General features: G+C 58.3%; 10 protein-coding genes and 1 tRNA gene. 8 read left to right on the top strand and 3 right to left on the bottom strand.

Annotated features, from left to right (window positions below):
- The first annotated feature begins 29 nt into the window (after positions 1-29).
- A complete protein-coding gene (creD, locus tag IT763_RS18980) occupies positions 30-1,394 on the top strand; it encodes a cell envelope integrity protein CreD (RefSeq protein ID WP_206194927.1) in 1,365 nt (454 codons plus the stop codon).
- A 37-nt stretch (positions 1,395-1,431) separates the two neighbouring features.
- Here the strand turns inward: creD and fldB are convergent, their stop codons facing one another.
- On the bottom strand, positions 1,432-1,950 hold the full coding sequence (gene fldB, locus IT763_RS18975) for a flavodoxin FldB (protein ID WP_004931683.1): 519 nt from the start codon (positions 1,948-1,950) through the stop codon (positions 1,432-1,434).
- A gap of 106 nt (positions 1,951-2,056) precedes the next feature.
- Here fldB and xerD point away from each other — a divergent pair, with 106 nt between their 5' ends.
- The 6 genes from xerD to IT763_RS18945 all read left to right on the top strand — a co-directional run bounded on the left by xerD (position 2,057) and on the right by IT763_RS18945 (position 8,452).
- A complete protein-coding gene (gene xerD / locus IT763_RS18970; RefSeq protein WP_048795302.1) occupies positions 2,057-2,956 on the top strand; it encodes a site-specific tyrosine recombinase XerD in 900 nt (299 codons plus the stop codon).
- Positions 2,957-2,982: 26 nt separating this feature from the next.
- Positions 2,983-3,699, top strand: coding sequence for a bifunctional protein-disulfide isomerase/oxidoreductase DsbC (gene dsbC / locus IT763_RS18965; RefSeq protein ID WP_206194926.1), 717 nt, complete (start codon positions 2,983-2,985; stop codon positions 3,697-3,699).
- Between the two features lie 6 nt (positions 3,700-3,705).
- Positions 3,706-5,439 carry a single-stranded-DNA-specific exonuclease RecJ gene (recJ, locus tag IT763_RS18960; RefSeq protein ID WP_016929971.1) on the top strand — a complete coding sequence of 578 codons (1,734 nt, stop codon included), beginning with the start codon at positions 3,706-3,708 and terminating at the stop codon, positions 5,437-5,439.
- 166 nt (positions 5,440-5,605) lie between these two features.
- Positions 5,606-6,704, top strand: a protein-coding gene (gene prfB, locus IT763_RS18955) for a peptide chain release factor 2 (RefSeq protein ID WP_096242572.1) whose coding sequence is annotated in 2 segments (ribosomal slippage) — positions 5,606-5,680 and positions 5,682-6,704 — 1,098 coding nt in all. Because the reading frame shifts where the segments join, the coding sequence is not laid out codon by codon here.
- Between the two features lie 9 nt (positions 6,705-6,713).
- Positions 6,714-8,231: a lysine--tRNA ligase gene (gene lysS / locus IT763_RS18950; RefSeq protein ID WP_004931697.1), complete on the top strand. Its 1,518-nt coding sequence runs from the start codon at positions 6,714-6,716 to the stop codon at positions 8,229-8,231.
- A 147-nt stretch (positions 8,232-8,378) separates the two neighbouring features.
- Positions 8,379-8,452, top strand: a tRNA-Gly gene (locus IT763_RS18945).
- 202 nt (positions 8,453-8,654) lie between these two features.
- Here IT763_RS18945 and IT763_RS18940 read toward each other — a convergent pair.
- Together IT763_RS18940 and IT763_RS18935 are read right to left on the bottom strand one after the other, a co-directional pair.
- Complete coding sequence (locus tag IT763_RS18940) at positions 8,655-9,965, bottom strand: MFS transporter (protein WP_206194925.1); 1,311 nt, start codon at positions 9,963-9,965, stop codon at positions 8,655-8,657.
- An 85-nt stretch (positions 9,966-10,050) separates the two neighbouring features.
- Positions 10,051-11,001, bottom strand: coding sequence for a 2-hydroxyacid dehydrogenase (locus IT763_RS18935; protein WP_015378963.1), 951 nt, complete (start codon positions 10,999-11,001; stop codon positions 10,051-10,053).
- Positions 11,002-11,572: 571 nt separating this feature from the next.
- Here IT763_RS18935 and IT763_RS18930 point away from each other — a divergent pair.
- Positions 11,573-12,043 carry a YhcH/YjgK/YiaL family protein gene (locus IT763_RS18930; protein WP_206194924.1) on the top strand — a complete coding sequence of 157 codons (471 nt, stop codon included), beginning with the start codon at positions 11,573-11,575 and terminating at the stop codon, positions 12,041-12,043.
- The last annotated feature ends 261 nt before the right edge of the window (positions 12,044-12,304 follow it).

The raw sequence follows: 12,304 nt of genomic DNA, 5'->3' as shown, positions 1-12,304 counted from the left end.
CGTGGCCTCATTACCTACGAGGAGCGAGCATGATGAAATCGGTACTTTTCTGGAAAATAACCACGTTGCTGGGATTGATGGTGGTGATGTTGATCCCCATCGCCCAACTGATGAGCGTGATCGACGAACGCAGCGGCTATCGGCAAAGCGTGGTCGGGCAGGTGAGCGAAAGCACCAGCGGGGCGCAGCGCGTGCTCGGCCCGTTGATTGTCATTCCCTATATCGAACGCGAAGAGAAGAAAGACGAGAAAGGGCAAACGGTGGTGCAGCGGGTGCAGCATTACCGCTATTTGCTGCCGGAGTCGCTTCAGGTGCAGGGCGCGCCGAAGGTGGAAGTGCGCAAGCTGGGCATCTATCAGACGCAGGTTTATCAGGGGCCGCTGAACTTCAAGGTGCGTTTCGGCCAGCCGGAGCTGACGGATTTGCAGCGCGCCAACGTGGCCGTCGGCCAGCCGTTCCTGCTGGTGGCGCTGAGCGACTCTCGCGGCATCAAGCGCATTTCCCCGCTGGCAACACCGCAGCCGGTGGCGTTTGAGCCGGGCACCGGCGTGGGTTCGTTGCGCCAGGGGAACCACGCACCGCTGACGCTGGCGGCGTTGCAACAAAAAGAGGGGCTGAACGCTGACTTCACCCTGACGCTGGCGGGCACCAGCAGCCTATCGCTGGTGCCGTTGGGACGCAGCAGCGAGCTGCAACTGCAAAGCAACTGGCCGCACCCGAATTTTCTCGGCAACTTCCTGCCGGACGAACGTAAGGTGACGGATCAAGGGTTTAGCGCTCGCTGGCGCAGCACCTGGTTCGCCAACAACATTAACAGTGCGTTCCATTACGACGATGGCATTATCGACGAGGACAAGCTGCCGGCCTTCAGCGCCAGCCTGGTCGAACCGGTCGATCACTATCAGCTGACCGAGCGTGCGGTCAAATACGCGCTACTGTTTATCGGGCTGACGTTTATGGCGTTTTTCCTGTTCGAAACCCTGACCGGGCTGCGGGTGCACCCGATTCAGTACCTGCTGGTCGGTGCGGCGCTGGTGTTGTTCTACCTGATTCTGCTGGCCTTCTCCGAACACCTGGGATTCGCTCCCGCTTACCTGGCGGCCAGCATCGCCTGCAGCGGACTGATCGGCTTCTATCTGAGCGCCGTGCTGCGCGGCAAGCTGCGCGGTGCGCTGTTCGCCGCGAGCCTATTGCTGTTGTACGGCGTGCTCTATTTGCTGTTGCAGTCGGAGGACAATGCGTTGGTGCTGGGGGCGGGGCTGCTGTTCGCCATTCTGGCGGGCATTATGCTGTTGACGCGCAAGCTGGACTGGTATCAGGTGGCCGATCCGGCGCGTTTGACCAAGGAAACGCCGGCCGGGGAAGACGAGCCACGCTTTCGTCTGTGGAAATAAGTGAGGGAAATCGGGCGCGTTACGCGCCCGATAGCGGCTACAGCAGCGGCTCCATCTCCAACAGGATCTGTTCGCACCATTGCTGCAGGCGCTCTTCGCTCAGATCGTATTGGTTGACCTCATCGAGCGCCAGGCCGACGAAATGTTTGCCGTCGGCGCTCAGCGGTTTGGGGCTGGTGAACTCGAAGCCCTCAGTTGGCCAGAAGCCGATGAACTGTACGCCCAGCGGCGCGATGTGATCGTGCAGCATGCCCAGCGCGTCGAGGAACCACTCACCGTAACCGAGCTGATCGCCCATGCCGTACATGGCGACGATTTTGCCTTTCAGATCCAGCGCCGCCAGCTGCGGCCAGATCGCTTCCCAGTCTTCCTGCAGTTCGCCGAAATCCCAGGTCGGGATGCCGAGGATCAGAATGGAATAGTCCTCCATCAGCTTGGGCGAGACGTCTTTCAGGTTGTGCAGGTCGACCAGGTCTTCACCCAGAATCTCACGGATTTTTTCTGCCGCCATTTCGGTGTAGCAGGTGCTGGAGCCGTAAAACAGACCAATCTTCATGTGTAAACCGTTACGTTGCTGTTTAGAGAATTGCAGCGAGTATACCTGATTTGCTCCGGCTTAAGGCATAATGGCGCGGGTGGAAATGCAACAAAGAGAGGACCGCGTGCAACAGCAAGACAATGCGCTGATTGAACAATTCCTGGATGCGCTGTGGCTTGAGCGCAATCTGGCGGAAAATACGCTGGCCTCCTATCGGCTGGATTTGCAGGCACTGGGCGCCTGGCTTGGCCAGCAGAAGACCGATTTGCTGCAGGCGCAGGCGTTGGATCTGCAGGCGTTTCTCGCCGAGCGGGTGGATGGCGGTTACAAGGCCACCAGCTCCGCGCGTTTGCTGAGCGCCATGAGGCGCCTGTTTCAATATCTGTACCGCGAAAAGCTGCGCGCCGACGATCCCACCGCGCAGCTGGCGTCCCCCAAACTGCCGCAGCGCTTGCCGAAGGATCTGAGCGAGGCGCAGGTCGATGCGTTGCTGCAGGCGCCCTGCGTCGATCAGCCGCTGGAGCTGCGCGACAAGGCGATGCTCGAAGTGTTGTACGCCACCGGGCTGCGGGTTTCCGAGCTGGTGGGGCTGAGCATCAGCGACGTCAGCCTGCGCCAGGGCGTGGTGCGGGTGATCGGCAAGGGCAACAAGGAGCGGCTGGTGCCGCTGGGCGAAGAGGCGGTCTACTGGATCGAAAATTATCTGGAGCACGGCCGCCCATGGCTGGTCAACGGTCAGACGCTGGATGTGCTGTTCCCCAGCACCCGCTGCCAGCAAATGACCCGACAGACGTTCTGGCATCGCATCAAACACTATGCCATCCTTGCGGGCATCGACAGCGAGCGTCTGTCGCCGCACGTGTTGCGGCACGCGTTCGCTACCCATTTGCTGAACCATGGAGCCGATCTCCGTGTCGTACAGATGTTGTTAGGGCACAGCGATCTCTCGACCACGCAAATTTATACACATGTAGCGACCGAACGACTGAAACAGCTACATCAACAGCATCACCCGCGCGCCTGAGCGGCGGGTTCGAAAGGATTGGAACAATGAAAAAAGGTTTAATGCTGCTCTCTCTGCTGGTGGCTTCGGTGGCCGGCGCCGCCCATGCCGATGACGCGGCGATCAAAAAAGCGCTCGCCAGCCTGGGCATCCAGCAGGCGGACGTGCAGCCTTCGCCGGTCAACGGCCTGAAAACCGTGCTGACCGACAGCGGCGTGCTGTACGCCTCCGAAGACGGCAAGCACATCCTGCAGGGCCCGCTGTTTGACGTCAGCGGCAAAGAGCCGGTCAACGTGACCAACCAACTGCTGAGCAGCAAGATGGACGCGCTGAAAGATCAGATGATCGTTTACAAAGCGCCGAAAGAGAAACACGTGATCACCGTGTTCACCGATATCACCTGCGGTTACTGCCACAAACTGCATCAGCAGATGAAAGAGTACAACGATCTGGGTATTACCGTGCGTTATATGGCATTCCCGCGCCAGGGGCTGGCTTCCCAGGCTGAAAAAGACATGCAGTCGATCTGGTGCACCGCCGACAAGGCCAAGGCGTTTGACGCCGCCATGAAGGGCGACGCCGTTTCTCCGGCGACCTGCAAAACCGACATCAGCAAGCATTACGAGCTGGGCGTGCAGTTCGGCATTCAGGGCACGCCGGCCATCATCCTGGAGAACGGCATGATGATCCCGGGCTATCAGGGGCCGAAAGAGATGGCCGCCATGCTGGATGCGCACCAGGCCGCCACCAAAGCCGGTGGTTAATCGCCGGTGAGTATCAAAACGCAACTACGCCGCCGCCCGGCGGCGGACGACACGCATCTGCCCGCCAGTTTGCCGCCGCTGCTGCGTCGGCTTTACGCCCTGCGCGGCGTGCAGGCTGAGCAAGAGCTGGAACGCGGCGTCAAAGGCATGCTGCCCTGGCAACAGCTGGACGGCATCGACGACGCCGTCGGCCTGCTGCAACAGGCGCTGGCCGACGGCCGCCGCATCATGGTGGTGGGCGATTTCGACGCCGATGGCGCCACCAGCACCGCGCTGACGGTGTTGGCGCTGCGCAGCATGGGCGGCGCAGCCGTCGATTATCTGGTGCCTAACCGTTTCGAAGACGGTTATGGCCTGAGCCCCGAAGTGGTGGAGCAGGCGGCGGCGCGCGGCGCAGAACTCATTGTCACCGTCGATAACGGCATCTCCTCCCACGCCGGCGTCGACGTGGCGCACGCCAAGGGCATGCAGGTGCTGGTGACCGATCACCACCTGCCGGGCGAGACCCTGCCGGCGGCCGAAGCGATCGTTAACCCCAACCTGCGCGGCTGCGCCTTCCCGTCCAAATCGCTGGCGGGGGTAGGCGTCGCGTTCTACCTGATGCTGGCGCTGCGCGCCCGCCTGCGGGACAGCGGCTGGTTCGAGCAGCGCGCGCTGGCGATGCCCAATCTGGCGGAGCTGCTGGACCTGGTGGCGCTCGGCACCGTGGCCGACGTGGTGCCGCTGGACGCCAACAACCGCATTTTGGTGTATCAGGGATTAAACCGCATCCGCGCCGGCAAATGCCGACCGGGCATCCGCGCGCTGCTTGAGGTGGCCAACCGCGACGCCCGTCAACTGGCGGCCAACGATCTCGGTTTTGCTCTCGGGCCGCGGCTCAACGCCGCCGGCCGGCTGGACGACATGTCGATCGGCGTGGCGCTGCTGCTGAGCGACGACATCGCGCAGGCGCGCATGCTGGCCAACGATCTCGATGCGCTGAACCAGACGCGACGCGAGATAGAGCAGGGCATGCAGGTGGAAGCCCTGCAGCTGTGCGATCAGCTGGAGCGCACCAGCACCGAGCTGCCTTACGGATTGGCGATGTATCACCCGGAATGGCACCAGGGCGTGGTGGGCATCCTCGCTTCGCGCATCAAAGAGCGTTTCCACCGCCCGGTGATCGCGTTCGCGCCGGCGGGTGACGGCATCCTGAAAGGCTCCGGCCGTTCGGTGCCCGGCCTGCACATGCGCGACGCGCTGGAGCGGCTGGATATGCTGAACCCCGGGCTGATGATGAAGTTCGGCGGCCACGCGATGGCGGCCGGGCTGTCGCTGGAAGAAGCCAAATTCGACGAGTTCCGCCAGCGTTTCGGCGAGCTGGTGGGCGAATGGCTCGATCCGGCGATGCTGGAAGGGGTGATCTGGTCCGACGGCGAACTGGCGATGCAGGAGCTGTCGCTGACCACGGCGGAGCTGCTGCGCGAGGGCGGCCCGTGGGGCCAGGCGTTCCCGGAACCGACCTTCGACGGCAAGTTCCGCATCCTGCAGCAGCGGCTGGTGGGCGAGAAACACCTGAAGCTGATGGTGGAGCCGCTCGGCGGCGGCCCGCTGCTCGACGGCATCGCGTTCAACGTGGATACCACGCTGTGGCCGGACAGCAGCGTGCGCGAAGTGGAACTGGCCTACAAGCTCGACGTCAACGAGTTTCGCGGCAACCGCAACGTGCAGCTGCTGATCCAGCATCTTTGGCCGCGCTGAGGCGAAATTGAACACAATTCGGGGATTGGGCTCTCCAATCCCCGGCATCCTTCCCGATCGCCACAAAAACTGACCAACTCGCTATAAACTGCCGCCCGGATCCGTTAGAATTAGCGGTTCCAATGGCATTCCGCCATCGACGACATCAACGTAAAAGAACGAAACCATGTTTGAAATTAACCCGGTAAAAAACCGAATTCAGGACCTGTCCGAGCGGACTGCGGTTCTTAGGGGGTATCTTTGACTATGATGCCAAGAAGGAACGCCTAGAAGAAGTCAACGCCGAGCTGGAGCAGCCGGACGTTTGGAACGAGCCGGAGCGCGCACAGGCGCTCGGTAAAGAGCGCGCTGCGCTGGAAGCCATCGTTGAAACCATCGATCAGCTGGAGCAGGGCGGCGAAGACGTTGGCGGGCTGCTGGAACTGGCGGTGGAAGCCGACGATGAAGAGACCTTCAACGAAGCGGTCGCCGAGCTGGATCAACTGATGAGCAAACTGGATCAGTTGGAATTCCGCCGCATGTTCTCCGGCGAATACGACAGCGCCGACTGCTACCTGGATATCCAGGCCGGCTCCGGCGGCACCGAAGCGCAGGACTGGGCCAGCATGCTGCTGCGCATGTACCTGCGCTGGGCCGAAGCCAAGGGCTTCAAGACCGAAGTGATCGAAGAATCCGACGGCGACGTCGCTGGCCTGAAATCGGCCACCATCAAGATCATCGGCGACTACGCGTTCGGCTGGTTGCGCACTGAAACCGGCGTGCATCGCCTGGTGCGCAAGAGCCCGTTCGACTCCGGCGGCCGTCGCCACACCTCGTTCAGCTCGGTGTTCATCTACCCGGAAGTGGACGACGATATCGATATCGAAATCAACCCGGCGGATCTGCGTATCGACGTGTACCGCGCCTCCGGTGCGGGCGGTCAGCACGTCAACAAAACCGAATCCGCCGTACGTATTACTCACCTGCCAACCAACATCGTGGTGCAGTGCCAGAACGATCGTTCTCAGCATAAGAACAAGGATCAAGCGTTTAAACAGCTGCGAGCCAAGCTGTACGAGTTTGAGATGCAAAAGAAAAATGCTGATAAGCAGACGATGGAAGACAACAAGTCCGACATCGGCTGGGGCAGCCAAATCCGTTCTTACGTGCTGGATGACTCCCGCATCAAGGATTTGCGCACCAACGTCGAAACGCGTAACACGCAGGCCGTACTGGATGGCGACCTGGATAAATTCATTGAGGCAAGTTTGAAAGCCGGGTTATGAGGAATAGAAATGTCTGAACAACAAGTACAGGGCGCCGATCAGGCGCTGGATCTCAATAACGAACTGCAGTCCCGCCGCGAGAAACTGGCCGGCCTGCGTGAGAACGGCATTGCGTTCCCGAACGACTTCCGTCGCGATTCCACCTCCGACAAACTGCACGCTGCGTACGGCGATAAAGACAACGAAGAGCTGGAAGCGCTGGGCGTAGAAGTGACCGTCGCCGGCCGCATGATGACCCGCCGCATTATGGGCAAGGCATCCTTCGTCACGCTGCAGGACGTGGGCGGCCGTATTCAGCTGTACGTCGCGCGCGACGATCTGGCTGAAGGCGTGTACAACGAGCAGTTCAAGAAGTGGGACCTGGGCGATATCCTGGGCGCGCGCGGCAAGCTGTTCAAAACCAAGACCGGCGAACTGTCGATCCACTGCACCGAACTGCGTCTGTTGACCAAAGCGCTGCGTCCGCTGCCGGATAAATTCCACGGCCTGGCGGATCAGGAAACCCGTTACCGCCAGCGTTACCTGGATCTGATCGCCAACGAAGAATCGCGCAACACTTTCAAAGTGCGTTCGCAGGTGATGTCGGCTATCCGCAACTTCATGGTGGAACGCGGCTTCATGGAAGTCGAAACCCCGATGATGCAGGTGATCCCGGGCGGCGCGTCCGCGCGTCCATTCATCACTCACCACAATGCGCTGGATATCGACATGTACCTGCGCATCGCGCCGGAACTGTATCTGAAGCGTCTGGTGGTCGGCGGCTTTGAGCGCGTGTTCGAAATCAACCGCAACTTCCGCAACGAAGGCGTTTCTCCGCGTCATAACCCAGAGTTCACCATGATGGAACTCTACATGGCTTACGCGGATTACAAAGACCTGATCGAGCTGACCGAGACCCTGTTCCGCACCCTGACCGAGAAAGTGCTGGGCACCTCTCAGGTGCAGTACGGCGATGAAGTGTTCGACTTCGGCAAGCCGTTCGAGAAGCTGACCATGACCGAGGCGATCAAGAAATACCGTCCGGAAACCGATCTGGCTGACCTGGCCGACATGGGCAAAGCGGTGGCCATCGCCGAATCCATCGGCATCAAGGTTGAGAAGAGCTGGGGCCTGGGCCGCGTCGTGACCGAGATCTTCGAAGAAGTGGCGGAAAGCCATCTGATTCAGCCGACCTTCATCACCGAGTACCCGGCTGAAGTGTCGCCGCTGGCGCGCCGCAACGACGTGAACCCGGAAATCACCGACCGCTTCGAGTTCTTCATCGGCGGCCGTGAAATCGGCAACGGCTTCTCCGAGCTGAACGACGCCGAAGATCAGGCGCAACGCTTCGCCGATCAGGTGAATGCCAAAGACGCCGGCGACGACGAAGCGATGTTCTACGACGAAGACTACGTCACCGCGCTGGAGCACGGCCTGCCGCCGACCGCCGGTCTGGGCATCGGCATCGACCGCATGGTGATGCTGTTCACCAACAGTCACACCATCCGCGACGTGATTCTGTTCCCGGCGATGCGCCCACAGAAATAATCCCGTTTAGCGTGCAAAAACCGGTGCAGGCAACTGCGCCGGTTTTTTTTCGTCTACGGGACTTAACCGCTTAAAACATCGGCAGTTACGCGCCATCTCCGCTTGCCCGCCGCCGATAACCGGTTATAATGCCTGTCGCACACCGATGCGGGTGTAGTTCAATGGTAGAACGGCAGCTTCCCAAGCTGCATACGAGGGTTCGATTCCCTTCACCCGCTCCAAAATCTCCCTATGCATCACCCCCATTGAGTTATAACCGTTTTCAGAAAAGCTGATTCTCAACGATGCATCACCGTTTGGTGCGGGTTGACGTGTGAGTCGCTCAAGCTATTGGCCTGGCATTTAACCGCGATAACACAACGCGCCGCCCAATCCTGATGCGGGTGTGAGCCGCCGTCGCTGCCCACAGCGCGTTATTGCCGCTTAACTCCATTTCTGTTTGGCCCCGGATGGCAGGCGGTTATCCGCTTCTTCGCAGGTGCGATCGCATTCTTTCGGCAGCAGGAAGGTGATACTTCCCGCCAGCAGCAGCGATGCCGCCAGCGCGCAAACCGCGACGTTCTGTCCGTACAGATAAATCATGACGCCGACCAGATAGGGGCCGCAAAACCCACCGAGGTTGCCCAGCCCGTTGATCACCCCGCGTGCGCTGCCCGCCACTTCCGCCGCCGCAATGCGTCCGGGAATCGACCAGAAGGGGCTGGTCGCCGCTTTAAGGAAGAAGCCGCACACCACCAACGCGATATAGGCGGCCACCACGTGCTCATGCAGGATCACCGAGGCTATCAGCGCCGCCGCAAAACAGTACAGGGAGATCCTGACCCACAAACGTCGTTTACCGCTGCGATCGCTGAACATCGAAATCACATAAATCCCCGCCAGAGTGGCAACAAACGGCAGGATCGCCAATACCCCAACATTGGCCATGCTGCCACCGGTCAGGTTTTTCAAGATGGTGGGCAGCCACAACGTATACCCATAGTCTCCGGTCTGGTAAAAGAAATTCAGCACGACCAGGCGCATCAATCCCTTGTTGCGAAATACCGCTTTTAACGGCGCTTTGGCCGGCGGCGCCATCCCTTCCCGCGCTTTGCGCTCCCGGGCCAGTTCGGTCAATAAATAGTCGCGTTCCTTCGCCGGCAGCCAACGCGCTTCTTCCGGGCGGTCACTGATCACCAGCCACCAAATGGTCAACACCACGATCGACAATAAGCCTTCGATAATGAACAGCCAGCGCCAGTCGAGGGCGGCAATAATTGCGCCGGAAACCGGGGCGGTCAGCATCCCTCCTAGTGGGGCAAACATCATGACAAAGGCATTGGCCCGGCCCAGTTCTTTTTCCGGGAACCAATTGCTGACCATGGTCAGCACAACGGGCAACATTCCCCCTTCGGAGATCCCGAGAATAAAACGCAGCACGAGCAGTTGATATTCATGGGTGACGAATCCGGTGGCGATAGAGACAATCGCCCAGGCCACGAGCGACCAGGCGATAAAACGTTTTCCGCTACCGTAAACCGCAAGTCGTCCGCCAGGGATTTGCAGAAATAAATAACCAATAAAAAAGATACCGCTGGCCACGCCAGCCATCTGGCTGGTAATGCCTAAATCCTGTTCCATGCCACCCGGCAGAGCAAAGCTGATGTTAACGCGATCCATAAATGAAATAATACAGGTGATAAGGATCGGCGCGATAACCCGCAGCCAGCGAGTTCCTGGTATTTTATCGGTCATAATAGCGTCTCGATGATATCCGCCATTCACAGAGAATATTGTGTTGGCGGATAAAAATGATTATTCGTAACTCAAACGATCATTTTTATTGAATTAACCCAGGAATATCCTGATGTGAAAAATAACCTGCCAGATTATCCAAAACGGATTGGCTCATTCCCTGACGAGTTTCTACGGTAGCGCTGGCCACATGGGGTTGAAGCAGAACATTCTCGAGCGCAAAGAACGCTGTCGGGACATGGGGTTCGTTTTCAAAGACGTCCAGAGCGGCCCCGGCGATAACATGATTTTGTAACGCCTTTATCAGCGCCGCCTCATCGACCAGGCTGCCGCGGGCAATATTGATAAGCCAGGCGCGTTCGGGCATGGCGTTAAATACGCTGGCATCAATAATCCCGCGGTTTTCCGCACTGCCGGATGCCGCGATCACCAGGAAATCACTCTGCGCTGCGAGCGTATGCAGATCGGCGCACCACTGGTAATCCAGGCCGTCTTTGCGCTGGCGGTCAGTATACAGGATGGTCATATCGAAGCCTTTCGCCCGGCGGGCGATGGCTTGGCCAATATTCCCCATGCCGAAAATACCGATGCGTTTACCGCTCACTTTGGTCGCCAGCGGTGGCGGCGTCGTTTCCCAGCGGCCTTCACGTACAAATCGGTCCCCTTGGCAGAGGCGGCGGCTGGCGGACAGCATTAGCCCCAGAGCCAGATCTGCCACATCATCGGTCAGCACGCCGGCGGTGATCCCGACGCTGATATGGCGTTCCCGGGTGTAGTTGAGATCGATAGCGTCAGTCCCCACGCCAAAGACGGCAATCATGCCCACCTGCGGCAGCTGTTCCAGCGTCTCCCGGGTTACCCCCACATCACCACGGGTGACCACCGCCTGAACGTCTGCGCCATGGCGAACCAGGAAGGCTGGAATATCTGATTGTTCATAGAGACGGAATACCCGGTAACGGGCGTCCAACGCGGCCTGTAAAGCATCCATCACCGGCGCGATAAGCAAAATGGTAGGTTGAGTGTCAGTGTGCATCGTTGCGATCCTGTCTGAAAAATAGGGGATACCCTGTATCAGACGTTTTTTTACCGCTTATTTTTGCGATCTGCATCACGCCAAAGAGTGTTAAAAAAGCATGTTACTGCTGGCGTGATCTCGTGTGCAATTTCGTGGTTTCTGTCAGTGACTATCGGGGAAAATAACTCATTATGCCCGTAGGGGGAGAAGGCTAAATCGATCGATTTTGGTGAAAGCGGTGAATATCCAGTGATTTTCTGCCGTGGATCACAGGATAAGTAACGTCGTTTCGTAACACTTAATTAAGTGACTTTTGTCACAGTTTTAAGCGGCTAAAAACCGTGAGATAGGTCATGACTTATTTCACCATGCCGAATAGCCTTTCAGGTGGAGTTTACTCACAGTGGTGATAGGTTGTAAATATTAACAACAAAGCGGTTTGCTTTGTTGCTTATTCATAGTGGCGCCCGTAGAACGATCGAATAGCGATTCTACCGTAATTACACCGAGATTGCCTGTTGCCATAAAACTACCCAGCCATTGTTCTTGTCGGTGAAATACCGAATCGATATCTACCAGAGAAAATATTATGATTATTGATGCCTTAACCACTGCCGTAAATAATAAATTCTATCCGGCAGCCATTCGAAAAATGCTGGTCAGCATTATTGAAAGTGAGCCGTACAATTTACCTGTCGGCCACTATCAGGTGCAGGGTAAACAGATGTTCTTTAACGTCGTTGAAGGGGAAACCAAACTGTTGGCCGACCAGAAGCCGGAGTTTCATCGCCAGTATCTGGATATCCATCTTGTCCTGGAAGGGCGAGAAGTGATTGGCGCCGGGGTTCTGGGGCTGCCTTTGCCGTTGAGTGAGCCATTTAACGAGGCGCACGACCTTGGGTTTAGCCCGGCGATCCCCGGTGAAACTCTCATCCACCTGCAACCCGGTGAACTGGCCGTTATCTTTCCGGGGGAGCTGCATCGCCCGATGAGTACCTGCACAACACCGGCAGTTCTGCGCAAAATTGTGGCGAAAATCGACGGCGCCCTGCTGACGTAGCAAGACGTCCAGCGGCGGCTGGTATCGCTACTTCAGGCTGCCGGCGGAAAGCCTCGCTCATCCGCCGTCTGCCGCGATTCCGAAGAATACGCCTTTCCCGTCAACGCCATAGCCCCTAACTTTTAAAAATTGAGTTGGGTTGAATAAATTTACGGCAGAGATTACGCCGTATTATTTACAGGGATATTTGCTTCAGGTTCAGATTACATCATTAAAGGCCGTGAGTTTACCTCTGTCGTAGATGTAGCCAATCTCATAACG

This window comes from Serratia sp. CMO1 (assembly GCF_015689115.1).
Taxonomy (GTDB): Bacteria; Pseudomonadota; Gammaproteobacteria; order Enterobacterales; family Enterobacteriaceae; genus Serratia; species Serratia marcescens.
This window is presented reverse-complemented; position numbering and strand designations above follow the sequence as displayed.

Coding starts and splice junctions, on each gene's coding strand:
- IT763_RS18935 (WP_015378963.1), bottom strand. CDS start 11,001: ATGCACACTGACACTCAACCTACCATTTTGCTTATCGCGCCGGTGATG.
- creD (WP_206194927.1), top strand. CDS start 30: ATGATGAAATCGGTACTTTTCTGGAAAATAACCACGTTGCTGGGATTG.
- IT763_RS18940 (WP_206194925.1), bottom strand. CDS start 9,965: ATGACCGATAAAATACCAGGAACTCGCTGGCTGCGGGTTATCGCGCCG.
- lysS (WP_004931697.1), top strand. CDS start 6,714: ATGTCTGAACAACAAGTACAGGGCGCCGATCAGGCGCTGGATCTCAAT.
- dsbC (WP_206194926.1), top strand. CDS start 2,983: ATGAAAAAAGGTTTAATGCTGCTCTCTCTGCTGGTGGCTTCGGTGGCC.
- fldB (WP_004931683.1), bottom strand. CDS start 1,950: ATGAAGATTGGTCTGTTTTACGGCTCCAGCACCTGCTACACCGAAATG.
- IT763_RS18930 (WP_206194924.1), top strand. CDS start 11,573: ATGATTATTGATGCCTTAACCACTGCCGTAAATAATAAATTCTATCCG.